The sequence below is a fragment of the Serratia myotis genome (assembly GCF_027474885.1).
GTDB classification, from domain to species: domain Bacteria; phylum Pseudomonadota; class Gammaproteobacteria; order Enterobacterales; family Enterobacteriaceae; genus Serratia; species Serratia proteamaculans.
The window spans coordinates 1,652,760-1,677,556 of the sequence record NZ_CP099707.1 but is presented as its reverse complement, the minus strand read 5'-3'; the positions used below and the strand labels follow the sequence as shown (position 1 = coordinate 1,677,556).

Annotated in this window: 21 protein-coding genes; 8 read left to right on the top strand and 13 right to left on the bottom strand. The window is 54.7% G+C overall.

Annotated elements, in window-relative coordinates; translation table 11 throughout:
• Window positions 1–13 precede the first annotated feature (13 nt).
• The 4 genes from dcuC to udk form a co-directional block, all read right to left on the bottom strand.
• Window positions 14–1,372: an anaerobic C4-dicarboxylate transporter DcuC gene (gene dcuC / locus NHG65_RS07910; RefSeq protein ID WP_207975722.1), complete on the bottom strand. Its 1,359-nt coding sequence runs from the start codon at window positions 1,370–1,372 to the stop codon at window positions 14–16.
• Window positions 1,373–1,567: 195 nt separating this feature from the next.
• Window positions 1,568–3,403, bottom strand: coding sequence for an outer membrane assembly protein AsmA (gene asmA / locus NHG65_RS07905; RefSeq protein ID WP_207975724.1), 1,836 nt, complete (start codon window positions 3,401–3,403; stop codon window positions 1,568–1,570).
• A gap of 44 nt (window positions 3,404–3,447) precedes the next feature.
• On the bottom strand, window positions 3,448–4,029 hold the full coding sequence (dcd, locus tag NHG65_RS07900) for a dCTP deaminase (RefSeq protein ID WP_012006010.1): 582 nt from the start codon (window positions 4,027–4,029) through the stop codon (window positions 3,448–3,450).
• 125 nt (window positions 4,030–4,154) lie between these two features.
• A complete protein-coding gene (gene udk, locus NHG65_RS07895; RefSeq protein ID WP_012006009.1) occupies window positions 4,155–4,796 on the bottom strand; it encodes a uridine kinase in 642 nt (213 codons plus the stop codon).
• Window positions 4,797–5,041: 245 nt separating this feature from the next.
• On the opposite strand from udk, the gene NHG65_RS07890 reads away from it, so the two are divergent.
• Window positions 5,042–5,671: a phosphatase PAP2 family protein gene (locus tag NHG65_RS07890; RefSeq protein ID WP_414070009.1), complete on the top strand. Its 630-nt coding sequence runs from the start codon at window positions 5,042–5,044 to the stop codon at window positions 5,669–5,671.
• 54 nt (window positions 5,672–5,725) lie between these two features.
• Here NHG65_RS07890 and apbC read toward each other — a convergent pair whose 3' ends face one another.
• A complete protein-coding gene (gene apbC / locus NHG65_RS07885; protein WP_099064119.1) occupies window positions 5,726–6,838 on the bottom strand; it encodes an iron-sulfur cluster carrier protein ApbC in 1,113 nt (370 codons plus the stop codon).
• Between the two features lie 159 nt (window positions 6,839–6,997).
• Between apbC and metG the strand changes: the two genes are divergently transcribed.
• Window positions 6,998–9,025, top strand: coding sequence for a methionine--tRNA ligase (gene metG, locus NHG65_RS07880; protein WP_207975734.1), 2,028 nt, complete (start codon window positions 6,998–7,000; stop codon window positions 9,023–9,025).
• Between the two features lie 21 nt (window positions 9,026–9,046).
• Here the strand turns inward: metG and NHG65_RS07875 are convergent, their stop codons facing one another.
• Entirely contained in the window at window positions 9,047–9,499 is a 453-nt protein-coding gene (locus NHG65_RS07875) for an endonuclease domain-containing protein (RefSeq protein WP_318438353.1), read from the bottom strand.
• 235 nt (window positions 9,500–9,734) lie between these two features.
• Between NHG65_RS07875 and NHG65_RS07870 the strand changes: the two genes are divergently transcribed.
• The 6 genes from NHG65_RS07870 to sanA all read left to right on the top strand — a co-directional run bounded on the left by NHG65_RS07870 (window position 9,735) and on the right by sanA (window position 16,049).
• Window positions 9,735–10,958: an MFS transporter gene (locus NHG65_RS07870; protein WP_207975739.1), complete on the top strand. Its 1,224-nt coding sequence runs from the start codon at window positions 9,735–9,737 to the stop codon at window positions 10,956–10,958.
• A 136-nt stretch (window positions 10,959–11,094) separates the two neighbouring features.
• On the top strand, window positions 11,095–11,502 hold the full coding sequence (locus NHG65_RS07865; protein WP_099064116.1) for a CidA/LrgA family protein: 408 nt from the start codon (window positions 11,095–11,097) through the stop codon (window positions 11,500–11,502).
• Window positions 11,499–12,194, top strand: coding sequence for a CidB/LrgB family autolysis modulator (locus NHG65_RS07860; protein ID WP_207975741.1), 696 nt, complete (start codon window positions 11,499–11,501; stop codon window positions 12,192–12,194). Before NHG65_RS07865 ends, NHG65_RS07860 begins: the two co-directional genes overlap by 4 nt.
• A gap of 137 nt (window positions 12,195–12,331) precedes the next feature.
• Window positions 12,332–13,216, top strand: a complete 885-nt coding sequence (gene cdd / locus NHG65_RS07855; RefSeq protein WP_099064114.1) for a cytidine deaminase — start codon at window positions 12,332–12,334, stop codon at window positions 13,214–13,216.
• 221 nt (window positions 13,217–13,437) lie between these two features.
• Window positions 13,438–15,135, top strand: a complete 1,698-nt coding sequence (locus NHG65_RS07850; RefSeq protein ID WP_207975743.1) for an NAD-dependent malic enzyme — start codon at window positions 13,438–13,440, stop codon at window positions 15,133–15,135.
• 170 nt (window positions 15,136–15,305) lie between these two features.
• Complete coding sequence (gene sanA / locus NHG65_RS07845) at window positions 15,306–16,049, top strand: outer membrane permeability protein SanA (protein WP_085115933.1); 744 nt, start codon at window positions 15,306–15,308, stop codon at window positions 16,047–16,049.
• Window positions 16,050–16,338: 289 nt separating this feature from the next.
• Here the strand turns inward: sanA and mglC are convergent, their stop codons facing one another.
• From mglC to NHG65_RS07810, 7 genes are all read right to left on the bottom strand, one after another.
• Window positions 16,339–17,349: a galactose/methyl galactoside ABC transporter permease MglC gene (gene mglC / locus NHG65_RS07840; protein ID WP_499183140.1), complete on the bottom strand. Its 1,011-nt coding sequence runs from the start codon at window positions 17,347–17,349 to the stop codon at window positions 16,339–16,341.
• Between the two features lie 11 nt (window positions 17,350–17,360).
• On the bottom strand, window positions 17,361–18,869 hold the full coding sequence (gene mglA / locus NHG65_RS07835; protein ID WP_085115932.1) for a galactose/methyl galactoside ABC transporter ATP-binding protein MglA: 1,509 nt from the start codon (window positions 18,867–18,869) through the stop codon (window positions 17,361–17,363).
• 105 nt (window positions 18,870–18,974) lie between these two features.
• On the bottom strand, window positions 18,975–19,967 hold the full coding sequence (mglB, locus tag NHG65_RS07830; protein WP_414069898.1) for a galactose/glucose ABC transporter substrate-binding protein MglB: 993 nt from the start codon (window positions 19,965–19,967) through the stop codon (window positions 18,975–18,977).
• A gap of 256 nt (window positions 19,968–20,223) precedes the next feature.
• Window positions 20,224–21,264, bottom strand: coding sequence for an HTH-type transcriptional regulator GalS (galS, locus tag NHG65_RS07825; protein WP_499183139.1), 1,041 nt, complete (start codon window positions 21,262–21,264; stop codon window positions 20,224–20,226).
• Between the two features lie 129 nt (window positions 21,265–21,393).
• Entirely contained in the window at window positions 21,394–22,575 is a 1,182-nt protein-coding gene (yeiB, locus tag NHG65_RS07820) for a DUF418 domain-containing protein YeiB (protein ID WP_499183138.1), read from the bottom strand.
• A gap of 68 nt (window positions 22,576–22,643) precedes the next feature.
• On the bottom strand, window positions 22,644–23,309 hold the full coding sequence (gene folE, locus NHG65_RS07815; RefSeq protein ID WP_012005993.1) for a GTP cyclohydrolase I FolE: 666 nt from the start codon (window positions 23,307–23,309) through the stop codon (window positions 22,644–22,646).
• Between the two features lie 247 nt (window positions 23,310–23,556).
• Window positions 23,557–24,714, bottom strand: coding sequence for a YbfB/YjiJ family MFS transporter (locus tag NHG65_RS07810; RefSeq protein ID WP_207975745.1), 1,158 nt, complete (start codon window positions 24,712–24,714; stop codon window positions 23,557–23,559).
• Window positions 24,715–24,797 lie beyond the last annotated feature (83 nt).

Below are 24,797 nucleotides of genomic sequence, written 5' to 3'. Positions count from 1 at the left end.
CGCCCGGCCGCCATTACAAATGTTGGGGAACCAGCAACTCCGTCGCCACAATCACCACGATCAACCCAACAATCACCGGTACCGAAGTGCGTTTTACCACTTCAAACGGTGAGATTTTTGCCATACCGGACACCGCAACCACCACTCCGGAAACCGGCGACAAAGTACGCCCCAGGTTTGACGCTTGCAGCATCGGGATCACCAGATAGGCCGGGTTAACCCCCATCTGTGCCGCCAGTTTGGGAATGAGCTCAACGAAAGCATAGAACGGCGCGTTACCTGAACCAGTAGTCATTGCTGCCAGCATGGTAATCACCACCAATACCAGCATCATGATAATGCCGCCGGTGCCAAACGACTGCGCCAGGCTGATCAGCCCGCTAATAAAACCAACGGTGCTCAGTCCCTGGGCGAATACGCCGGCGGCGACCAACAGCATCACCACGCTGGCAAAGGCGTCCGCCATGCCGCGATAAGCAACCTCCAAGCCACTGAATACCTGTTTGGCGCTGAAGCTACGCAAGAATTCAATCACCGCCGCCAACAACATACAGCCTACCAACACGGTGATGATATGCAGTTCCGGTCCCCATTTGCCGTCAAACACCAATACCCCAAGGATGGGGGTGAAAGGCAGTACGGCATAGAACCCCGGGGCGTGTGTGGTGATTTCACTCACATCCATAATATGGTGCTGTTCGTTGGCCTTCTTGTCGAGGTAGCGCTGCCAGAAGAAATGCGCAATCGCCATGCAAACAATCGCCGCAATCGAGATGGGTAAAGTAGTTTTAAAGGCAAAATCAACCAACGGCATTTCTGCGGCCTTGGCCGCCAGCACCACATCACCCGAGGTCGGTGCCAGAATAATCGCCGCAGGTGAAGCACAAATTGCCGCCGCCGCACCACGGCTGATGCCAACGTTGACCATCAGCGGGAATAGCGTAGCCATCAGCAATACGCCCAGACCGGTGGCAGAGGATACCGCCAGCGACATCAGGCAGGCAACAAAATAGGCCGCCACCATCAGAAGATACGGGGAGTTAATCATCTGCAATGGGCGGGAGGCCAGCTTCACTACCACATCATTAGCGCCAATGTGCGTCATATAAGCCGCAAATCCGCACAGCATCATGATCATCATGCCAAGATCGCCACCACGACTCATCAGCAGAATTTTGACGTACTCAATGATATCGGTCGCGCGCCATCCGGTAGATGTGGCGCTGGCAGGCAACAGGCTTTTGCCCATCACGGCGCTGATGGCCAACAGCAACAGACCACCTACCATCAATACGCCGGTAGCGGAGTAACCCTTGATGATATAGCGGCCAACACCTGCCGCAACGGCAGCCCCAATCAGAAGCTCTATCATATTCCCTCAACTTATCATTATCGTTTTTGACCGTGCCAAAGCGTATAAATCGCTTAACTGCGCACACTCTGCACAAACGCGGCCTAAAGCGTCATGATATCCGTCAAGGTTACGGGAGGAAATTATTGGGAAAGGGAAATACTCTGGCGGGATTTACAAACATGCGGGCCGCTAACCGGCCCGCACCATCCGTAATTAGAGCTTGTCGAGCAACTTTTTAAGATCCTGGCCTTCCCGCGTACTCTGGTTCTTGTCGGCCCACTTGTTCAGCGCATCCTTCGCCCGGTTCTGCAGCGTCTTACGCAAGACCTGATCGACCTGCAATTGATAGTTAAGCTGGTTCCATGGGCCATAAACCCGCAGCGGGATTGGCGTTTTCTGCAACTCCTCGATCAAATCGTCGCGCCCTTTCCAACCGCCGGTGACGCGAACGTTCAGTGCCACATCGCACTGTTTGCCCGGCATATCCACCGTACCGCTTCCGTTCAGGTTCAACAACGGAGAGTCGGCGCCCAGCTCGGTGATTTTTATCGTGCCATGGTTCAGACTGGCTTTGGCCGACAACTGTTTCACCTCGGTATAACGCTGGTAATCGTCCTGTCCGCGCACGCTACTGTCATTACGCGCCACCGCCTGCTGAATCAACTGCTGAATATTCAGACCATGAAGTTGCGCGTCCTGCATCGCCAGTTGAGCCGTACCCTGCCAGCGGTGCTCAAAAGACTGTGACGTAAGACGATCGCCGGTTAAATCCCCTTGCATACTGAACTTACCGGTCATTATTTGCGGCATATCGAACGCCTTCAGAACGGTGCCAAGTTCAACCTGCTTCACCACCGGCTGCATGGAAATTACCGGGCGTTTACCCCGCGCGTCGAGGGAGCCAGGTAAAGCGAAGTCACCGCCCGCTACTTGCCCGGCAAGCGAATGCAACGTTAACAGCCCCTGGAGGTTTTCCGCTTGCGTCGAAAGGTGGGTAATATTCATACCGCGATAAGTCAGTTGATCCACGCTCAAATTAAGTTGAGCGTTAAATTCTCGCAACACCTCAAGATTTTGCTGCGGATCATCCATTTGGCTGGCAATAACCGGTGAAGAAGTCATGTTCTGTGCTTGCGGCACCTGGGAACTACTGGACTGCCAGCCAGTGAAGGCATCAAAATTTACCGCGGCAGATGTCAGGTCAAGTTTATAGGCTGGTATCTCACCGAACTTGACGCTGGCACCACCGATAAAGGTGCTGTCATTGGCACTCAGGCTCAGTTGGCTTAGCGCGACTTGCTGCGGGGTTTGTTGATACACCACCTGGGCACTGCCGTCGCCTTTAATACCCCCGGCCAGTATGTCCGCGCCTTCCAGTTGGTAACTGAACTGGGTGACATTAGCGGCAATTCGTCGCGGATATTGTTGCAGATCGATATCTGCGGCCATGCTGAAAGTCAGATCGCGTTGATTGCGATTCACCCGGCTGGAAAGCTCCATTTGTGCCTGGCGTTTGGCATTCTGTTGCAAGGTGAGGTTAATATCGCGAACGTTAATCTGTTCGTTATTGGCGCGCTGCCAAATCAACAGACTGTCCACCACCCGCAGATTATCGATGTCAAATTTCCACGGCGTGTCTATCGACTCTTCAGAGTGACCTGCGGGCGCGATAGGCGCGTCCGGTTGGTTTTGTTCTTCACTGTCAGGGGTAAGGCGGATGACCGCATTTTTCAGCATCACCTGTTTCACAAACAATTGATGTGACAGCAGTGGCAGCAGTTTGACATCAAGGCGCATATTGTCTGCACTCACCACCGGTGCTTTCGCCCCGGGTGCAGTCAGCGTCATGCGGCCGGACAGAATGCTGAGCTGTGGCCAGATATGCCAACGCAGATCGCCATCCAGCGTCAGATGATAACCACTCTTTTGTTCAACCTTCGTGACCATGTAGGCACGAAAATCATTCGGATTGACCAACAACACCAGCGCAGACATCCCCGCCACCAGCACCACCAGTAAAATCACCAAAGTCGTCAGAAATCTTCTCATGCCATCCTCTTGTCAGCGCCACACCGACCGTGCTTCCAGCGCTGTTAGTCCTTGTCGATTCGGCTGGCGACTGCGCCCTGCTGATCGCGGTATTTTGCATCCTGCCGGCTATTGTAAGGACGTGCTGCCGGCCCGGACAGAGGTTCAAAACTCAGTGCGCCGATCAGCATGCCCGGGCGCAACGCCAATGGCAGCTTACCTGAATTATAGAACTCCAGGACAATTCGGCCCTGCCAACCAGGATCGATACGGTGCGCGGTAACGTGAACCATCAGGCCCAGACGTGCCAGAGAAGAACGACCGTCCAGCCAACCGACCAGATCGTTTGGCAGCGTGACCGACTCCAGCGTGACCGCCAGCGCCAGTTCGCCGGGGTGCAGGAAAAAGGCCTCCCCTTCCGGCAAAACGATTTCATCACTCATCACACGGTCCAGCGCCGCGCTGACCTCATCTTTTGGCCCGCTCAGATCGATAAACGCAGCGGTGTGGCCACGAAACACGCGGAACTGATTGCCTAAACGGACATCCACCGTGGCCCCGTTAATACGCTCAATCGGCGGACGCGGTGAAATCACCAGTTTTTCACAATCCAGCCAGGCTTCTATATCACGGTCGCACAGTCTCATTATTTATCTCCATCAAGGCGTGTCACTAAAACAAAAATTGCCACACAACGGGCGAAAGGTCTACGTCGCAGCGTAAAAAGTTGCCCGCCGGCCGGAAACACCAACTTTCCGGCCATTGAACGGCATTATTCAAAGAACTGGCTGATTTTGGCTTTCAGAATGTCGATCGCAATGCGGTTTTTGCCACCGCGTGGGACGATAATGTCGGCGTATTGTTTGGAAGGATCGATAAACTGCAGGAACATCGGGCGGACGGTTTTCTGGTATTGCGCCATTACCGAATCCATCGAGCGGCCACGCTCATTCACATCGCGCTTCATGCGGCGCATCAGGCAAATGTCCAATGGCGTATCGACAAAGATCGAGAAGTTCATTTCCTGACGCAGACGGATATCCGTCAATAGCAGGATCCCCTCAAGAATAATCACCTTTTTCGGTTCCAGGTGAATGGTCTCTTTCTTCCGCGTGTGCTCGGTGTAACTGTACAAGGGTAACTCTATCGCCTTGCCTGATTTCAACATTTGCAGATGCTGAAACAGCAGGTTGTGGTCCATGGCACTCGGGTGGTCATAGTTTGTCTTGACGCGTTCTTCCATGGTCAAGTGAGTCTGGTCTTTGTAGTAACTGTCTTCAGGAATAACGCCGATATGTTCATCGCCGACCTGATCGCGAAGTTCACGATATAACGTACTGGCGATAAGGCTTTTTCCGGAGGCAGATGCGCCAGCTATACCAATAATGACGCACTGATGCGGCTTGTCAGTCATAAAATTGAAGACCTGATTTCGTAGTGTGAAGGGGGGGAACTAAAACGCGACAATTATAGGGAGTTAGCGGCCATAGCGCCAGCCTATATTGTCGCCGCCGGGCCGCTATCTCAGGTTATTTCACCATAACCAGTGCTTCGCGGTTTTAAGACTATTGCGTCTAGGGCAATCCCACATGACAGGGTAAACTCGGTCGCTTGATGATAATCCTGACAATTGGGATGCATATTTCACCGGAGACTAACGTGCTGGACTGGCATTTTCTGACATTTTTTGGCGACAGCATGTTGCTGTTACCCTGCGCGCTGATTCTTTTTGCCGTATTAGTCGCACCTCACGCTACCCGAACTGCCGGTTGGCAATGGGCGCTACTCTTCGGTTGTGCCGGTGGCATGGTTTGCGTATCCAAACTGGCTTTTATGGGCTGGGGCATTGGCATCAAAAGTTACGACTTTACCGGCTTTAGTGGTCACTCTGCGCTATCAGCCAGTATCTGGCCGGTACTGCTCTGGACGCTAACAGGGCGTTTCTCGCATGCAGTACGCAGTATGGCGCTGGTTGTTGGCCTGGTATTGCCCCTCACTATCGGGTTATCACGACTGGCAATCCATGCACATTCGCCCTCGGAAGTGGTCAGTGGACTGATTCTGGGTTACCTGGCCAGTACGCTGTTCTTGTGGTTACAGCGCGGTAAACCGCGCCCAAATCTCTCCACGCCGCAGATCGTTGTGGCACTGGCTCTGCCGATGGTTCTGATGGGCTTTCGGCAACCGGCACCAACACAGGGCCTGTTAGAACATATTGCCACCGTATTAGCACAAATCGAACGCCCCTATACCCGAGCGGATTTGCATAAGCTGCCCGTTGCTCCATAAACAAAACCCCGGAACTTGTCCGGGGTTTTGTTTTTTAGCCGAGGGCGATTACAGCTACAGCGCGCGGAAAGAAATTTCCGTCGGAATAGCTTCACCCTGCCAATACATCTGCGCGGCAACGCGACCGGCAAGCTGACGATACAACTCAGCAAATTCGCTGTCCGGGCGACTAATCACCGTCGGCTCGCCACGATCCAAATCCTCGCGCAGCGAAATGTGCAGCGGCAGTTGCCCCAGCAGGCGACTGTGATATTTCTTCACCAGCTTCTCAGCCCCGCCGGTGCCGAAAATAGGCTCATGGTGACCGCAGTTACTGCAAATGTGCACACTCATGTTTTCCACGATGCCCAATACCGGCACGTGAACCTTTTCGAACATCACGATGCCCTTGGCGGCATCGAGTAACGCGATATCCTGCGGCGTAGTAACCACCAACGCCCCGGTAACCGGAATGTTCTGCGACAGCGTCAACTGAATATCACCGGTGCCCGGCGGCATATCCAGTACCAGGTAGTCCAGATCCGGCCACAGCGTATCCTGCAACAGTTGCATTAACGCCTTGCTGGCCATTGGGCCGCGCCACACCATGGCGTTGTCGTCGGTCACCAGATAACCAATAGAATTGGTCGCCAGACCGTGCGCCACGATCGGCGCCATGTGCTGGCCGTCCGGCGAGGTTGGGCGTTCATTCTCGGTACCCAGCATATTCGGGATCGACGGGCCGTAGATGTCAGCATCCAAAATACCGACCTTGGCACCTTCAGCGACCAGCGCCAGCGCCAGGTTAACGGCCGTAGTGGATTTGCCCACCCCACCCTTACCGGAACTGATAGCAATAATATTACGCACACCCTTGATGCCGGCCTGATCGTTGGCCCGTTTCAGAGTGGTAATGTCATGCTTCAATTTCCAGTCGATCGCCTCAGCACCGGTCACGCGCAACAGTTCTGCACTGACGGTATCTTTCAGTTCTTCAAAACCACTCTGCCAGGCGAATGGCATGGTCAATTCAATGTGCAACACATGGTCCAACAGCGCGCAATGGTGGATCGCTTTCAGCGCGGTCAGATTATTTTTTAACGTCGGGTGTTCAAAGGCGGCCAGTACACCGGTCACCAGGGCACGCAGAACTTCGGGGTTGGTCTGCTCGGGGGATTTTGTGCTCATCCCGGCTCCTTGATTTTGAATGGATAGCTTCCCGCTAAGCATATCAGAACTGCGGGCCGCTCGGCGCATGTCTGTATAAAGAAACCGCCCTAGCCGTGGCGAGCGCGATCGGGTAACATCGAAGACCCTTTTATTCATTACAGAAACCAAGTTCTCACTATGCCTCAAGTCGCGAAAAAATTATTGGTGACGTGCGCGCTGCCGTACGCAAATGGTTCCATCCATCTCGGCCACATGCTCGAGCACATCCAGGCAGACATCTGGGTTCGTTACCAACGAATGCGCGGCCACGAGGTTCATTTCATTTGTGCGGACGACGCGCACGGCACGCCGATCATGCTGAAAGCTCAGCAGTTGGGCATCAAGCCGGAAGAAATGATTGCGGAAATGAGCCAGGAGCACCAACAGGATTTCGCCGGTTTTGGCATCAGCTATGATAACTATCATTCAACCCATAGCGATGAGAACCGTGAACTGTCGAACCTGATTTACGGTCGCCTGAAAGAAAACGGTTTTATCAAGAACCGGACAATTTCTCAGCTGTACGATCCGGAGAAAGGCATGTTCCTGCCTGACCGCTTCGTCAAAGGCACCTGCCCGAAATGCAAATCGCCGGATCAATACGGCGACAACTGCGAAGTCTGTGGTGCGACCTACAGCCCGACCGAGCTGATCGATCCCAAATCTGTGGTTTCCGGTGCGACGCCGGTGCTGCGTGACTCCGAGCACTTCTTCTTTGATCTGCCGTCGTTCAGCGCAATGCTGCAGGCCTGGACCCGCTCCGGTGCGCTGCAAGAGCAAGTGGCGAACAAAATGCAGGAGTGGTTTGAGTCCGGTCTGCAACAGTGGGATATTTCCCGCGATGCGCCGTACTTCGGCTTTGAAATCCCGGATGCCCCAGGCAAATACTTCTACGTCTGGCTGGATGCGCCAATTGGCTACATGGGGTCATTTAAAAACCTGTGCGACAAACGCGGCGATCTGGACTTTGACGAGTTCTGGCGCAAAGACTCCACCACCGAGCTGTATCACTTTATCGGCAAGGACATCGTTTATTTCCACAGCCTGTTCTGGCCGGCAATGCTGGAAGGCAGTAACTTCCGCAAGCCGACAAACCTGTTCGTACACGGCTACGTGACGGTGAACGGCGCCAAGATGTCCAAATCTCGTGGCACCTTTATCAAGGCGGGCACCTATCTGCAACACCTGGATGCCGACTGCCTGCGTTACTACTACGCCGCCAAACTGTCTTCACGCATTGACGATATCGACCTGAATTTGGAAGATTTCGTACAGCGGGTGAACGCCGACATCGTGAACAAGGTGGTTAACCTGGCTTCGCGCAATGCCGGCTTTATCAGCAAGCGTTTTGGAGGGCAACTGGCCGACAAACTGGCCGATCCTGCGCTGTACCAAACCTTCGTTGACGCAGCACAAAGCATCGCCGATGCCTATGCCAGCCGTGAGTCCGGTCGGGCAATCCGCGAAATCATGGCGCTGGCCGATCTGGCAAACCGCTATGTGGATGAGCAGGCACCGTGGGTAGTGGCCAAGCAAGAAGGCCGTGATGCTGATTTGCAAGCCATCTGTTCAATGGGCATCAATCTGTTCCGTGTACTGATGACCTACCTGAAACCGGTAATGCCATCACTGACTGAACGCACCGAGGCTTTCCTTAACTGTGAGCTGAGCTGGGACAGCATCCAGCAACCGTTGCTGGGCCATCAGGTCAACCCGTTCAAAGCCCTGTTCAACCGTATCGATCTGGACAAGGTGAATGAAATGGTCAGCGCCTCGAAAGAAGACATGGCGGCGGCGAAAGTAGTCACTGGCCCACTGGCGGACGATCCGATTCAGGACACCATCACCTTTGATGATTTCGCCAAGGTTGATATGCGCATTGCGCTGATCGCCAGCGCCGACTTTGTTGAAGGCTCGGACAAGCTGCTGAAGCTGCAGTTGGATCTTGGCGGTGAAACACGTCAGATCTTCTCCGGTATTCGTTCCGCTTATCCGGACCCGAAAGCGCTTGAAGGTCGCCTGACCATCATGGTCGCCAACCTTGCACCACGCAAAATGCGCTTCGGTATCTCTGAAGGCATGGTGATGGCTGCCGGCCCAGGCGGAAAAGAGATCTTCCTGCTCAGCCCGGACAGCGGTGCACAGCCAGGTATGCAGGTGAAATAAGCCTCTTAGTGTCCCCTCACCCTAACCCTCTCCCTTGGGAGAGGGGACCATTATGCGACGCCATCCAGTATTCTGTTCTCCCTGATCTGCCTTCTCCCTCTCCTGGGGGAGAGGGTCGGGGTGAGGGGAACCTTCATCCACCGTCAAATACTGCATAATAATCTCCGCTACACCATCCCAATGATTTAACACTTCATCGTTCCAAAAACGTAACACGCTAAAACCGCGACTCACGAGGAAATGGCTACGTCGAGTATCATAACTGGCCTGACCCATATGCTGCCCCCCATCCAATTCAATAACCAACTTCCGTTGCCAACAAACAAAATCAACAAAATAAGGCCCAACCGGAAACTGGCGACGGAATTTCAAACCATAAAAACGGCGATCCTTTAGTTGTAGCCATACCATTTTTTCCGCATTGCTCATATTGGCTCGTAACCGACGCGATACGGGCGTTGATTTCCTTTCCATAAAGACCTCCGTCTACACAATAACGCCAAGCAAGGCACTGACCTTGAACCCAGTGTCGAACTTGCGCCTTGCCTCCAAAAATTTCGCCATAACGTTGGGGAAACCACGGGCAAATAATCACGGTGTCGGAGGCTACCGACGTAGCCTCTTTTTTTCAGTCTCCCCTTTCTTACGGGCCAAAATAAGCTATCTTATCCATACGGGTTTAATTACTGTATGCATAAACAGGTCTAACATGAAGGGATTCCCACCGCTGATTAACGCATTGCTGGCCAGTTCGCTGGTACTGACCATTGGCCGTGGCGTCACGCTGCCGTTCATTACCATCTATCTCACCGGGCATTTCCACCTGCTGCCGAAAAGCGTCGGCATTATTCTGGGCGCTAGCCTGGCAATTGGCATTTTCGCCAGCCTGTACGGCGGTTATTTAGTCGACAAGTTCAACAAAAACACGTTGATCCTGATTTCTATTCTGCTGTTCGCCCTGAGTTTTTTCGCTATCCCGTGGATCCCGAGACCGGGCGGTATCATCGTGGTATTGGCGATCCTGCATACCGCCTATTCGGTGCTGGGCATCACCATCAAGGCCTGCTTTGCCGACGGGCTGCCGGTTGCCCAGCGCATCAAGGCCTTTTCGATTAATTACACGCTGGTAAACGTTGGCTGGGCGGTGGGCTCATCATTGGGCGTGATGGTGGCAGGCTTGAATCCGTTATTACCGTTTTATCTCTCCGGGGGGTTGGCCTTGCTCACCGTGACGGCGCTGAGTTTTGGCTTGCGCCGACAAGGCACGGCATCGCCTGGAGCGACCGATCTCGCGCCGATCGCAGCGCCCGATTTCCGCCAGACGCTGGCCATCCTGCGTAGCGATCGCCGGCTGATTTACTTTACCCTCGGCAGTACGCTCGGGGCGGTCGTTTTCGGCCAGTTCACCGGCTATTTGTCGCAATACCTGATCCTCGTTTCCAACGCAGAGTTCGCCTATCAGGTCATTGGGGCGGTGATGATCGTCAATGCCTGTATCGTCATTGCCCTGCAGTACCTGCTGAGCCGCGGCATGCGTCAGGAAAACATGCTGCGCTGGCTGGTGTTGGGCACGCTGTTTTTCATTCTCGGGCTGATCGGGTTTAGTCTGGCCGGGCAATCGCTTTGGCTGTGGATCGCGGCGATGGCCATATTTACCCTGGGCGAGATTATTGTGATCCCGGTGGAATACATGTTTATCGACTTTATCGCGCCACAACATCTAAAAGGCAGCTACTACGGGGTACAAAACCTCAGCGCACTGGGCGGTGCCATCAACCCGGTACTCTGCGGTTTTATCCTTAGCTACGCCGCCCCACAAATGATGTTCCTGATGTTGATTGCCGCCGCGTTGTTCAGCCTGTTATTCTTTTTCCTCGGCCATCGCCTGGCGCAAAAACAGCCGCGCAGTGCCGACATTATCTCTACAGAATAAAGGCGCACCGGGCTTAACTGCGGCTGTCAACCTGCCTGACAGGCATGAAAGCCATAGAGAGAATTCATGGTGTGATTTGTGGCGAAGGTCACAGTTTAATTGTATGATGAATGCGTCAGTTAAACGGGATTAAGTTATGGCCAACGTGCTCACACTGTGCTGGAAATACCTGAGGGCAATCGTCCTTATCTACTTTTGCTTGTTTGTCGGCAATGCTATCGCGGCGCTGCTGCCGATCGCCATTCCCGGCAGCATTATCGGCATGTTGCTGCTGTTCGCCCTGCTCTCCACGCAAATTATGCCGGCCAAATGGGTTAAACCCGGCTGCCATCTGCTGATCCGTTATATGGTGCTGTTGTTCGTACCCATCGGCGTTGGCGTGATGAAATACTACGACCAGATCCTCGATCACCTCGGCCCACTGGTGGTCTCCTGCATTGTCAGCACTCTGATGGTGCTGGTGGTGGTGGGCTATACCTCACATTATTTCCACCGGGAGCGCCGCATCGTTGGCAAACCGGATGCGGCGGAGGGCGAAAAATGATCCATGAAATCTGGTGGTCATTGCCGCTGTCGCTGGCGGTCTACTTTGCAGCGCGTAAGCTGGCGCAGTGGCTGAATATGCCACTGCTGAACCCGTTGCTGGTATCGATGGCGGTGATCATTCCCCTGCTGTTACTGACCGGCATCCCTTATGAGCGCTACTTTCAGGGCAGCAAAATCCTTAACGACCTGTTGCAACCGGCCGTGGTGGCGCTGGCCTATCCGCTGTATGAGCAACTGCATCAAATCCGTGCGCGCTGGAAGTCCATTATCGCCGTCTGTTTTATCGGCAGCATGACCGCCATGATCAGCGGCGGCGCCATTGCTTTGTGGATGGGTGCCACGCCGGAAATTGCCGCGTCCATCATGCCGAAGTCGGTCACCACGCCCATCGCCATGGCGGTCGCGGAGTCGCTCGGTGGTATCCCGGCGATCAGCGCCGTCTGCGTGATTTTCGTCGGTATTCTCGGCGCAGTATTCGGGCATACGCTGTTTAAAATATTGAAGATCACCACCCGCTCGGCGCGTGGACTGGCAATGGGCACGGCATCGCATGCGCTGGGCACCGCACGCTGCGCGGAAATGGACTTTCAGGAAGGTGCATTCGGCTCGTTGGCGCTGGTGATTTGCGGCATCATTACCTCATTGCTGGCACCCTTTTTGTTTCCGGTATTGCTGCATTTGTTCGGCTAAAGGGTCTAAAACTTGCGAGACATCTCGCAATTATGGCTTTCATTGCATTGATTTCATCAATAAAGAGATTTGCATCACACTTTATTCACGCAGGGCTGCCTAGAATGTTATCCCGTTAACCTGTAGAGAGAGTTTCTATGCACCCGCGTTTTCAAACCGCTTTCGGCGAACTGCCTGCCTCATTGCAATCCGTCCTGCTGTCTTATATGGATGCGCCTGATTTCCCGGCCATGCTCAAAGCAGAACAGGTGGAGGCGATTAAGCAACGCTGCGGGCTGGATGATGATGCTCTGGCATTCGCTCTGCTGCCACTGGCGGCAGCCTGCTCGTTAGCCCCGATCTCCCAGTTTTACGTCGGTGCCATTGCCCGCGGGCAGAGCGGTAATCTGTATTTTGGCGCCAACATGGAGTTCAGCGGCGCGCCGATGCAACAAACCATTCATGCAGAACAGTGTGCGGTTACCCATGCCTGGCTGCGTGGCGAACCCGCTCTGGTTTCCATCACCGTTAACTACACACCTTGCGGCCACTGCCGCCAGTTTATGAATGAACTGAACAGCGGTAGCGATCTGAAAATCCGTCTGCCCGGTCGTGAGCCGGCAACGCTTGGCGATTATCTGCCGGATGCCTTCGGCCCGAAAGACCTGGATATCGCCACGCTGCTGATGGATCGGGTCGATCACGGCTTCCAACTGGCCCTGACTGACGAACTGGAACAGGCAGCACTGGCTGCCGCCAATCAGAGTCACGCTCCCTACAGCAATGCCCACAGCGGTGTCGCGCTGGAAGCCGAGGACGGCACCATTTACACCGGCCGCTATGCGGAAAACGCCGCTTTCAATCCAAGTCTGCCACCGCTGCAAGCCGCACTGATCCTGATGAACGTTTCCGGCGGCGACTGCCAAAAAGTGAGCCGCGCGGTACTGGCCGAACCCGAAAGCGCCATTCTCACCCAGTGGGACGCGACCCGTGCCACACTGGCTGCCCTGGGCTGCCAAAATGTCAGTCGCATTACTTTCTGATCCTGATCCTGGCGGTGCCGCCCGGCACCGCTGTTAACAGCCCCGCAAGCCGATTACAATGGCATTCACGTCTTAAAACACTTTCTTTAGTTAAATTAGGACTTGATCGTCGATAATTACGCCAATTTACCTCATGATCCGATAACAATTGCTGTACATATTTCCCCGATCTTTTAGGATCACCCTTATAAAGTTATCCGATAAGTTGAAGAGCAAAAGCCATGGAACTTGAATACGAAAGCAAACGCCCTCTCTACATCCCTTATGCTGGCCCGATCCTGCTGGAATTCCCGCTGCTGAACAAAGGCAGTGCCTTCACCGAGGATGAGCGCAGCCATTTCAACCTGCAAGGCTTACTGCCCGATGCGGTGGAAACCATCGAGGAGCAGGCGGAACGCGCCTATCGCCAGTATCAGGATTTTAAAAACGACAGCGATAAGCACATCTACCTGCGTAACATCCAGGACACCAACGAAACTCTGTTCTACCGTCTGCTGGACTCACACCTGAGCGAAATGATGCCGATCATCTACACGCCAACGGTGGGTGAAGCTTGTGAGCACTTCTCTGATATTTATCGCCGGGCGCGTGGGCTGTTTATCTCTTACCCTAACCGCGATCGCATTGACGACATGCTGCAAAACGCCACCAAGCAAAACGTTAAGGTGATTGTCGTCACCGACGGTGAACGTATTCTCGGCCTGGGCGACCAGGGCATTGGCGGCATGGGCATTCCTATCGGTAAACTGTCGCTGTATACCGCCTGCGGTGGCATCAGCCCGGCCTATACCTTACCGGTGGTGCTGGACGTGGGTACCAATAACCCACAGCGCCTGAACGATCCGCTGTACATGGGCTGGCGTCATCCGCGTATTTCCGGTGATGAATACCACGCTTTCGTTGAAGAATTTATCCAGGCGGTGAAACGCCGCTGGCCGAACGTGCTGCTGCAGTTTGAAGATTTCGCTCAGAATAACGCGACCCCACTGCTGAACCGCTACCGTGATGAAATCTGCTGCTTCAACGACGATATTCAGGGCACCGCCGCGGTCACTCTGGGCAGCCTGATTGCCGCCAGCCGCGCTGCTGGCAGCCAATTGCGCGATCAAACCGTCACCTTCCTGGGCGCCGGTTCCGCCGGTTGCGGCATTGCCGAGCAAATTATCGCGCAGATGAAATCCGAAGGTCTTAGCGAAGACGAAGCGCGCGCCCGCGTGTTCATGGTCGACCGTTTTGGTCTGCTGACCGACAAACTGCCTAACCTGCTCGATTTCCAGAGCAAACTGGTGCAGAAGAGCGAAAACCTGACCGCATGGCAAACGTCCAGCGATGCCATCTCGCTGCTGGACGTGGTACGTAACGCCAAGCCAAGCATTTTGATCGGCGTTTCCGGCCAGCCGGGCTTGTTCACCGAAGAACTGATCCGTGAAATGCACAAGCATTGTCCGCGCCCAATCGTGATGCCGCTGTCCAACCCGACTTCACGCGTGGAAGCCCGTCCGGAAGACATCATCAACTGGACCGAAGGCGCTGCGCTGGTCGCTACCGGCAGCCCGTTCGCACCGGTACACTATAAAGATCAGCAGATCCCAATCGCCCAGTGCAACAACTCCTATATCTTCCCGGGTATTGGTCTGGGTGTGTTGGCCTCCGGCGCGACCCGTGTCACGGACGCAATGCTGATGGCCGCCAGCCGTGCGTTGGCCGAATGTTCCCCGCTGGCCACCGATGGGCATGGCGCACTGTTGCCGGATATCGACGATATTCAGGGCGTGTCAAAATGCATCGCGATGGAAGTCGGCAAAGCGGCTCAGTTGCAGGGAATGGCGGTAGTCACCTCTGAAGAAGCGCTGTCAAAAGCCATCGAACACAACTTCTGGCGGCCGCAATACCGCAGCTACAAGCGCACCTCATTCTGATTTGTGCAGATAAGATAATCAGGTCCGGCTTGCCGGGCCTTTTTTATTGGCAAAACCGCCTAAAAATGCGGCGCAATGCATGCCAGAGGCGGGGACAGGCTTGCTTCAACCAGTCAGGTAAAGTAGCCTTGAGCCATCTTTTTTGGCCCCTGTGCGCGTAAGGCAATAACATGTGGAAACGCCTGATAATCAGCCTGTTCGTCATCATTGCACTGCTGATGCTCTCGGCTCTCGCGCTCGATCGCTGGATCAGCTGGAAAACGGCGCCTTTCGTCTATGATGAACTGCAAGGGCTGCCCCATCGCCAGGTCGGCGTGGTACTGGGTACCGCCAAATATTACCGTACCGGCGTGATCAACCAATATTACCGCTACCGTATTCAGGGCGCGATCAACGCCTATAACAGCGGCAAGGTGAAATATCTGCTGCTGAGCGGTGACAATGCCCAGCAAAGCTACAACGAACCTATGACCATGCGCCGCGATTTGATCGCCGCAGGTGTAGCGCCCAGCGATATCGTGCTGGATTACGCCGGATTCCGCACCCTGGATTCGATCGTACGCACCCGTAAAGTGTTCGATACCAATGACTTTATTATTATCACCCAACGCTTCCACTGTGAGCGCGCGCTGTTTATCGCGTTGCATATGGGGATCCAGGCGCAGTGCTACGCAGTACCGTCACCAAAAGATATGATGACAGTGCGTGTACGTGAGATCTTCGCCCGCCTTGGCGCACTGACCGACTTGTATATTCTCAAACGTGAACCGCGCTTCCTCGGCCCGCTGATCCCAATTTCCTCCATGCACACCATCCCGGAAGATGCCCAGGGTTATCCGGCAGTATCACCGGAACAATTGGTCGAGCTGGAGCACAAGCTGGCGGCAGAAAAACAGAAAGCCAAACAGCCTTAATCCCCCTCACTAAAAACAAAAACGGCCAGCATTTGCTGACCGTTTCAGACGGCTGATAAAGTCCGTTATTAGGGAGAGCGTGCCGAAGGGGTCGTAGCGGCTTGCCCGCCGACCAATTTGCCGGGAGCAAATTGGAACGACTTCCAGTCGGCCCGTAGGGTGGGACACATGGACGTGTCCCATAATGGCCCCTCGGTGCGCTAGGCCCGGGTATCTCGGGTTTAAAGACAACTTTGCCATTAAACAAAAACGGCCAGCATTTGCTGACCGTTCCCATTGTAGCGAAGACTTACTTCTTCTTGGCGTACTTCAGTGAATCCAACGCTACCGCGAAGATAATGATGCCGCCCTTGATGATGTACTGCCAGTAAGGGTTAACACCAATGTAGGTCAGGCCGTAGTTGATGACGGTGAAGATGATCACCCCGGTCACCACCCCCAGCACCGTACCTACCCCGCCGGCAAAGGACACTCCGCCCACCACACAGGCCGCAATAGCATCCAGCTCATACATAAAGCCGAGGTTGTTGGTGGCACTGCCGATACGCCCCGCTTCCAGCAAACCGCCGAAGGCATAGAACACACCAGACAGCGCATAAATCATGATCAGGTTCAACGGCACATTGACGCCGGAAACCTTGGCTGCCTCAGGGTTACCACCGATGGCGAAGATATTTTTGCCGAAGCGGGTTTTATTCCACAGGATCCAGACGAAAATAATCGCAATGATGGCGTAGAAGGTAATGTACGACAGCTTAAAGTCGCCAAAGCGCAGGAACCCCTGAGCAAAGGTGGAGAACTTGGGATCAAACCCCGCCACTGGGGATGCGCCAACAGAGTCGTAATACAGCGAGTTAATGCCGTACACGATAATCATGGTACCCAGAGTGGTAATAAACGGCGTCACGTTCAGGTAGGCGATAATCAACCCGTTCACCAGACCGATCACTGCACCCACGGCACACACCAGCAGGATCAACAGCGGGATCGACCAGGTTTCCATGTGCGGAAACACCTTGTTGACGTTGTCCATCGACTGCAACAACGTCGCGGCGATCACCGCGGCCAACCCCACCTGACGCCCGGCGGACAGGTCAGTCCCCTGGGTAACAATCAGCCCCGCCACACCCAGTGCAATAATAATGCGTACTGAAGACTGAGTCAGAATGTTACTCAGGTTCATTAAGCTGAGGAAAGTCGGATCCTGGATAATAATAATTGCCAGCAGCACCAGCAACACTACGTAAATGCCACCTTCCTTGAAATAGGTGAACAAAGTTTTCTTATTCAGCGCGTTCATAATTCTGATCCTTAAAGGTGCAGGGATGCGAGACGTAAAATTTCATTTTGCGAGGTCTGTTTGGTGTTAACGATGCCCGCAACCTGACCATTACTCATCACCAGTATTCTGTCGGTAATTCCCAAAAGCTCCGGCATTTCAGACGAGACAATAATGATCCCCTTGCCCTTCTTCGCCAGTTCGGTCATCAACTGATAAATTTCGAATTTGGCGCCAACGTCAATGCCACGCGTCGGTTCATCCAGCATTAATATTTCCGGCTGGGTCAACAGCCAACGGCCGATGATCACCTTCTGCTGGTTACCGCCGGACAGCGAACCGATATTGGTATGATGACCCGGCGTCTTGACCCGCATGGCGTCGATCACCCATTGGGTATCGCTTTTCATGCGGGCGTTATCCAGCAGGCCGATTTTGTTTTTATAGTTACGGATGTTGGAGATCAGCGAGTTAAAACCGACGTCCAGATAAGCGTAAATCCCGGTGGAGCGGCGCTCCTCCGTCACCAGGGCAAAACCGTGGTTAATCGCTTCATTGGCGCTGTGGTTATTGATCGCCTTGCCGTGCAGCTTGATGGTGCCTGCCACTTTTTCGCGGATGCCGAACAGCGTCTCCAGGATGTCGGTGCGCTTGGCGCCCACCAGCCCGGCAATGCCGAGGATCTCCCCCTGATGCAGATCGAAGGAAATATCGCGAATCGAAGGCTGGCGTAATGAGGTCAGACCCTTCACCTCCAGGATCACCTCGCCCGGCGTATTCTGCCGATCGGGGAAACGCTGGCTGAGCGAACGCCCCACCATCATCGAAATGATCTTGTCCATATCCAGCCCTTCCAGCGGCTGGGTGGCGATCCACTGACCGTCACGCAGGATGGTGATCTCGTCGCACAGTTGGAAGATCTCTTCCATCTTGTGCGAGATATAGACGATGCCGCAACCGCGCTCTTTCAGCTTACGGATAATGGTGAACAGATGATTCACCTCTTTTTCCGTCAGCGAAGAGGTCGGCTCATCCATGATCACAATCTTGGCGTCGTAGGAGAATGCCTTGGCAATTTCGATCATCTGCATTTGCGATACCGATAACGTGCCCACCTTATCCCGTGGGTTAATATCAATATCCAGCTCGTCGAATATCGCCTGGGTGTCCTTCAACATCTTGTCCTGATCGACAAACATGCCCTTGGTCGGATAACGTCCCAACCACATGTTGTCCATCACGGTGCGCTGCAACACCAGATTCAATTCCTGATGCACCATTGAAACGCCGTGTTCCAGCGCCTCTTTAGAGCTTTTGAAATCAATTTCCTGGCCCTGAAAAATAATACTGCCGGCATCTTTTTTATAAATGCCAAACAGGCATTTTAATAATGTCGATTTGCCCGCGCCGTTCTCCCCCATTAATGCATGAATGGAGTGCGGACGAACGCGCAGATTCACATTATCCAATGCCTTGACGCCGGGAAACGACTTACTGATATCAGTCATTTCCAGCAGAAATTCGCGTGGGCTGTCGGCCATAAATACACCTGGCTTATCGGTCTTTTAATATCGTAAATTCCCCCACCCACGGCTTTCCTGGTGTTGGCGGCCGTGGGCGGGGGTCATTGTGGGTTATCTCAGCGTTTATTTCACAAATTGAGACAGGTTGTCTTTATCTACGCCAACGTAAGGAATACGGACCACTTTATTTTCAATCTTATATTTGGTGCCGTCGGCAGCCGGTTTGCCCGCAGCCAGGTTTTTCGCCAGTTCGAAGGTAGCTTTAGCCTGATTGTCAGCATCGTTCAGCACCGTTCCCGCCATCGCGCCGGACTTCACCATCGCCAGAGCTTCTGGCAGTGCATCGACACCGAATACCGGAATGCTGGTTTTGTTATGCGCTTTCAGCGCTTCAACCGCACCCATCGCCATCGCATCGTTGTTGGCGATCACCACTTCAATTTTGTTGGCGTTAGGGCCGGACAACCAGGCATCCATCTTGTCTTTGGCCTGAGCGGTATCCCACATCGCGGTATCCATCTGCAGCGCCTGAGTCTTGATGCCGTTGTCGTTCAGCGTTTTCACCACATAGGTGGTGCGCGCTTCGGCATCCGGGTGACCCGGCTCGCCTTTCAGCAGCACGTACTGGATCTGGCCATCTTTGTTCAGATCCCAGTTCGGGTTAGCCTTCCAGTGTTTCTCGATCAGTTGGCCCTGGATCACCCCTGACTCTTTGGAGTCGGTCCCTACGTAATAGGCTTTGTCATAGCTGTCCAGCGCTTTGCGGGAAGGCTCTTTGTTGTAGAACACGATCGGGATATCGTTTCCGCGCGCCTTATCGATAATCACCGGAGCGGCGGCCGGATCAACCAGGTTGATCGCCAGCGCTTTAACGCCCTTGGCGATCAGCACGTCGATCTGATCGTTTTGTTTGGATTGGTCATTCTGCGAGTCATTCATCAGCAGGGTAACGTCCGGAGAGGCCTTGGCGTCTTTCTCGATTGCCTTGCGTACCACCGACATAAAGTTGTCGTCATATTTATAAATTGTGACGCCAATACGGGTGTCTGCATGTGCTGCGGCGCCAAATATCATGGCTGCGGCCGTCGCGGCCAGGGTGAAAACCTTCTTATTCATTGTGTGTCTCCGGTTTATGTAGGGTCTTGCTCGGTATTAGGCCAAAGGTAACCGGTGGTGAGTGCACAACCGGGCCTGGCAGTTTCCCTGTCATCCGTGAATCATGTTATTCCTGAAAAAGGTGGTGCCAGCGCGAGGTAAAAAACAGCAGCGGCAAGTGCCTTTGCGCTGGAAAACGCCTAGAGCATAGACGGCGCGATGTTAATAATCTGTGAATTTTCTCACAGATTGAAAACGGTTACACAAGATTAAATGTTCAGAGAGTGACCGCTGCCTCACTTTGCCACGGCGCCACAGAATGGCGACGTACCAGGGTAGGCATAAACAAATGACGGGCCTGTGGCTCCAGCCGGCCTGCCGCACCCAGCAGGGCCAGCTCGGTAGCCAGCGTCGCCATGGTAACAATGGGGTAGCGCACCGTGGTGAGCTTGGGGCTGGTATAGCGTGCGATGGGGATATCATCGAACCCCACCAGCGAGAAATGTTGCGGTACTGTGATACCGTTTTCTTTCAGCACCGCCATGGCACCGGCGGCCATGGCGTCATTGTAGGCAAACACCGCGCTCAAATGCAGGTTACGGCCGAGTAACTCGACCATGGCCGCTTCCCCGCCCTGCAGGTCCGGCGAACCATAGGCGCGCCAGTTGTCCGGCGTGATCAGCCCTGCAGCGCCCATGGCCTGCGAGTAACCCTGCTGGCGCAGCGGCCCGTCTTCGATCGGGTGATTGGAGCCCAGATAGCCGATACGCTGATGGCCTTGCGACAGCAGCAAGCGCATCGCCATCTCCGCGCCGCTAACGTTGTCCAGGCCGACGCAGCGGTGCTCATAGCCGGCGATAATGCGGTTGATCAACACCATGCCCGGCACCTGATCGAGAAAGGTCATCAGTTCGGCATCACACAACGTTTTAGCATGAACAATCAAGGCATTACAGCGCTGGCGAATCAGCACCTCGATGGCGTGACGCTCTTTATCCGCCTGGTGATAACTGTTGCCGATCAGCAGATATTTGTGGTGTTGCTGCGCCACGGTGTCTACCGCTTTCACCAACGCACCAAAGAAGGGATCGGAGACATCCATCACCACCACCCCGAGGGTATCGCTGCTCTGCGTGGCCAACGCCTGCGCATTGGCATTGGGCCGATAACCCAGTTCAGCCACCGCCTTCAGCACCTGTTCACGCGTCTCTTTACTGGTCAGGGCGCTGTGATTCAGCACGCGGGAGACGGTCGCTACGGACACGCACGCACGCTTCGCCACGTCGCGAATGGTGGTTGGATGAACAGAGGAGGCCATGAAAGATCCTGAGGTCGGGGTAGTTGACAGTGGCGCTATCCTACCCCGTTTGTCATCCTCCTCTGCGTGAATTACGTCACAGGAAAGAAAACGTTTACATACATTTTTTTAACCTACCTGCGCCAGATCTCAATTCAGCGCTCTTGGCTCAGTCTTGCCGGCGGCCAGATGGGTCAATTTGCGCCACAGCCATTCCACCGGCCCTTGGGTGAAATAACGCAGCCACAGGTTAGAAAACAACAGGTTAGCCAACCAGACCAGTGGAACAAACGCCAACAGCTGCAGGCGGTCAAACTGTTGGTACAGGCCGAAGCGGTAGAACAGCGTGGTGCAGATCAGCGTTTGCAGCAGATAATTGCTCAGCGCCATACGCCCGACCTGCGTCAGCCAATGCCCGATGCGCAGGCGCGACAGCGTCGGCCAGAAACCGTAGCACAGCGCCAGATAGCCCATGGCCTGCAGCGGTGCACCCAGTTCGCGCGGCACCTGCAATAAAAAGCCACTCCAGCGGTAGTCCCAGTGAAGATACCATTGCAACGCCACTGCCGGCAGTTGGATCAGCAATGAAAGCGGTATCAGCCAGGCGGCCTGACGGCGGTAATAACCCGGCGAATAGGTGCCACGCAGCCAACCGCTGCGCATCAGTCCGGCACCAAACAGCATCAGCCCCGCCAACTCCCAACCGTATTGCGCGCCAATCGCCAACAGGCTGGAGGAGAGCAGATCGGTACGGCTACGCCAGGCCTCCATACCGCCCTGCAGCTTCCAGAATTTTTCATACTGCAGTTCCGCCACCCCGGGCTGCCAGAAACCACCCGGTTCACCGTGCGACATAAAGCCCAGTAACAGCAGGACCCCGACACCGATCAGGTATAGCACCACGCCGGTTTTCAACAGTTGATAGGTTTCTTTGGCTTCGCGGATCATTCGCCAGCACACCAACCCGATCAGACCGTAAGCCAGCAGGATGTCACCGTCCCAGAGGAAAATGGCGTGTGCCAGACCAAACAGCACCAGCCACGACAGCCGAGCACGTATCCATCCCTTGCCGCGCCGCAGCAGCATCTGCAGGCCGGCACCAAACAACAAGGCGAACATCGCCAGGAACTTGGCCTGTGCGAAAATATCCAGCAGCGCCCAGGTCCAGGCGTCACGCGATGACGGCAGCCCCAGATAGGCAGGATTCAGGTAGGCCGCCTTCGGCAGGCCAAAGGCGCTGATATTCAGCAGCAGAATGCCAAGGATGGCGATACCGCGCACACAGTCCAGAGTGGCGATGCGCGGCAGCGGTGTGGTCGAAGTGTTGTTCATTATTTTACCGCTGTATTCCGGTCATTAAAAAGGCGCCCGCAGGCGCCTGTTTTTTTATCACTCACACATCACCCCTGGTGATGTCGCACCGCACGCAGAAATTCCTGGCGAGTGTTCTGGCTGGACTTGAACAGCCCACCCAGCGAGGTGGTGGTGGTCGCGCTGGTCGCGTCGCGGATACCGCGCGCCTTAACACAATAATGGACCGCATCGATAGATACCGCCACGTTATTGGTGCCCAGCAGAGTTTGTAATGCCACCAGGATCTGCTGAGTCAAACGCTCCTGCACCTGTGGGCGCTGGGAGAAGAACTGCACGATACGGTTGATCTTCGACAGGCCGATCACCGCATCTTTCGGGATATAGGCCACGGTCGCCTTGCCATCGATGGTGACGAAGTGGTGCTCACAGGTACTGGTCAGGGTAATGTCGCGCACCGTCACCATTTCATCCACCTTCATCTTGTTTTCGATGACGGTGATTTTTGGGAAGTTGGCGTAGTCCAGACCAGAGAAAATCTCATCAACATACATTTTGGCGATGCGGTGTGGGGTTTCCGCCAGGCTATCGTCGGACAGATCGAGATTAAGCAGTTGCATGATTTCCGTCATGTGCTCTTTAATACGGCGCTTGCGCGTCTCGCGATCCAGCACTTCACCACGCAACGGGGTTTCCAGGCCACGCTCTTCGAGCGCCGCGTGAACCAGTACAGCTTCTTTACTTAATGATGTCATTTCATCTCTCCAACGGACTGGAACTCACCCCTCCGGCTGCTTTACCGAGCAGACGGGCGAATTGCATACTCTCCTGACGACAGAAGTTTCCGTCATTAATAACGTGAACCCGGTCAAGATTTTGACCCCACTCTAGAGGAGAGTGAGGGGATTATCCAGTGATTGTGCTTCATCAACAGGTGAAATATTCGCATTTAGCACAATCAGGCCCGCTGCGGCTATTCCACGTTTTTTGTACGGAATTTAATCACAACGGCGTCGGTTTTCTTGCCAACTCACGCGCTGGCGTATTCACCACCAGCAGTCCGGCGACAATCAGGCCAGCCACAGCAACATATAACGCCGGTTCCAACCTATGGGTCAGGGCCGTTGACAGCGCCGACAGCGTAGGGCCAACCAACTGACCTATGGCATAACCCGTAGTCAACAATCCCGCCATATAGCGCGCATGGTTGGGTGCCAGTTCCCTGCCGTGCTGGATCGACAACTGCACCACGCTGAGGAAACCACCACCGGTCAACAATGCCCCCAGCGCCAGTCCGGCCACCCCCGGCACGATTTCCGCGCTCAAGACTCCTAACGCCTGTACCCACAGGGTAATGGCCAGACGGGTTTGGGTGGTCAGCTTGTGGCGGGTCAGGATACCGATAACAATCCCCAGTACCGCCGCCCCACCGAAGATCGGCCAGACAAATTGCGCGAACACGCTGCCGGGAAAACGTGCGGCGGCCATTTGCGACAAAAAGGTGGCCGGCAGAATATAGCCAAAGCCCGCCAGGCTGTAGCTCCACACCAGCCGCTTCAGCGCCGGGGTCAGCAGCAGTGGCTCCGGAGCCACATCCGGACGATGTAATTCACCGGCCTTCGGCAGGTTAATGCTGATTGCACCAATCAATACCAGCGCCAGCACGCCGTACACCAGCCAGGCCTGAGACGCCGTCAGCGCCAGGCTGTGAATGCCAACCGCCAGCATACCGCTGATAAAAATCCCGGCCCCCGGCCCCGCGAAGACCGCCGCACTGAGAGCCGGACGGCCATAATGTGCCAGCCGCTCATTGGTCCAGGCCGCCACCAGCACCATCGCCCAGCCGCTGGCCCAGCCAATCAGGAAACGCACGGCACCGTGCCACCATTCGCCCTGCACCCAGGCAGAAAGCAACGTCAAGATGACCGCGCCCCACACGCCCAGCCACAGCCGACGCTCGACATGCCGACTGGCCCGCATCGCGTCATAAGCACCGCACAGGTAGCCCAGGTAGTTGATGGCCGCCACCAGCCCGGCACCGGTCAGGGTAAACTGGTGCTCAGCAATCATCAGCGGCACCTGCGGGGTAAAGGCGAAGCGGCCAATCCCCATGGCTACGATCAACGCAATAAAGCCGCTCAGGGCAATTCTTAAGGCCATGTAGAGTTTCCAGACTGTTAAAAGAAAGTTGCCAGTATCATGCCGCAGTATTACACTCACAAAAACTGAATAATACTCACCAA

Excerpts from the sequence above, each read along its gene's own strand:
- NHG65_RS07860 (WP_207975741.1), top strand. The coding sequence starts at position 11,499 with ATGATCCATGAAATCTGGTGGTCATTGCCGCTGTCGCTGGCGGTCTAC.
- apbC (WP_099064119.1), bottom strand. The coding sequence starts at position 6,838 with ATGAGCACAAAATCCCCCGAGCAGACCAACCCCGAAGTTCTGCGTGCC.
- galS (WP_499183139.1), bottom strand. The coding sequence starts at position 21,264 with ATGGCCTCCTCTGTTCATCCAACCACCATTCGCGACGTGGCGAAGCGT.
- sanA (WP_085115933.1), top strand. The coding sequence starts at position 15,306 with ATGTGGAAACGCCTGATAATCAGCCTGTTCGTCATCATTGCACTGCTG.
- dcd (WP_012006010.1), bottom strand. The coding sequence starts at position 4,029 with ATGAGACTGTGCGACCGTGATATAGAAGCCTGGCTGGATTGTGAAAAA.
- NHG65_RS07850 (WP_207975743.1), top strand. The coding sequence starts at position 13,438 with ATGGAACTTGAATACGAAAGCAAACGCCCTCTCTACATCCCTTATGCT.
- metG (WP_207975734.1), top strand. The coding sequence starts at position 6,998 with ATGCCTCAAGTCGCGAAAAAATTATTGGTGACGTGCGCGCTGCCGTAC.
- NHG65_RS07870 (WP_207975739.1), top strand. The coding sequence starts at position 9,735 with ATGAAGGGATTCCCACCGCTGATTAACGCATTGCTGGCCAGTTCGCTG.
- NHG65_RS07810 (WP_207975745.1), bottom strand. The coding sequence starts at position 24,714 with ATGGCCTTAAGAATTGCCCTGAGCGGCTTTATTGCGTTGATCGTAGCC.
- dcuC (WP_207975722.1), bottom strand. The coding sequence starts at position 1,372 with ATGATAGAGCTTCTGATTGGGGCTGCCGTTGCGGCAGGTGTTGGCCGC.
- cdd (WP_099064114.1), top strand. The coding sequence starts at position 12,332 with ATGCACCCGCGTTTTCAAACCGCTTTCGGCGAACTGCCTGCCTCATTG.
- mglA (WP_085115932.1), bottom strand. The coding sequence starts at position 18,869 with ATGGCCGACAGCCCACGCGAATTTCTGCTGGAAATGACTGATATCAGT.
- mglB (WP_414069898.1), bottom strand. The coding sequence starts at position 19,967 with ATGAATAAGAAGGTTTTCACCCTGGCCGCGACGGCCGCAGCCATGATA.
- yeiB (WP_499183138.1), bottom strand. The coding sequence starts at position 22,575 with ATGAACAACACTTCGACCACACCGCTGCCGCGCATCGCCACTCTGGAC.
- asmA (WP_207975724.1), bottom strand. The coding sequence starts at position 3,403 with ATGAGAAGATTTCTGACGACTTTGGTGATTTTACTGGTGGTGCTGGTG.
- folE (WP_012005993.1), bottom strand. The coding sequence starts at position 23,309 with ATGACATCATTAAGTAAAGAAGCTGTACTGGTTCACGCGGCGCTCGAA.
- mglC (WP_499183140.1), bottom strand. The coding sequence starts at position 17,349 with ATGAACGCGCTGAATAAGAAAACTTTGTTCACCTATTTCAAGGAAGGT.
- NHG65_RS07865 (WP_099064116.1), top strand. The coding sequence starts at position 11,095 with ATGGCCAACGTGCTCACACTGTGCTGGAAATACCTGAGGGCAATCGTC.
- udk (WP_012006009.1), bottom strand. The coding sequence starts at position 4,796 with ATGACTGACAAGCCGCATCAGTGCGTCATTATTGGTATAGCTGGCGCA.
- NHG65_RS07875 (WP_318438353.1), bottom strand. The coding sequence starts at position 9,499 with ATGGAAAGGAAATCAACGCCCGTATCGCGTCGGTTACGAGCCAATATG.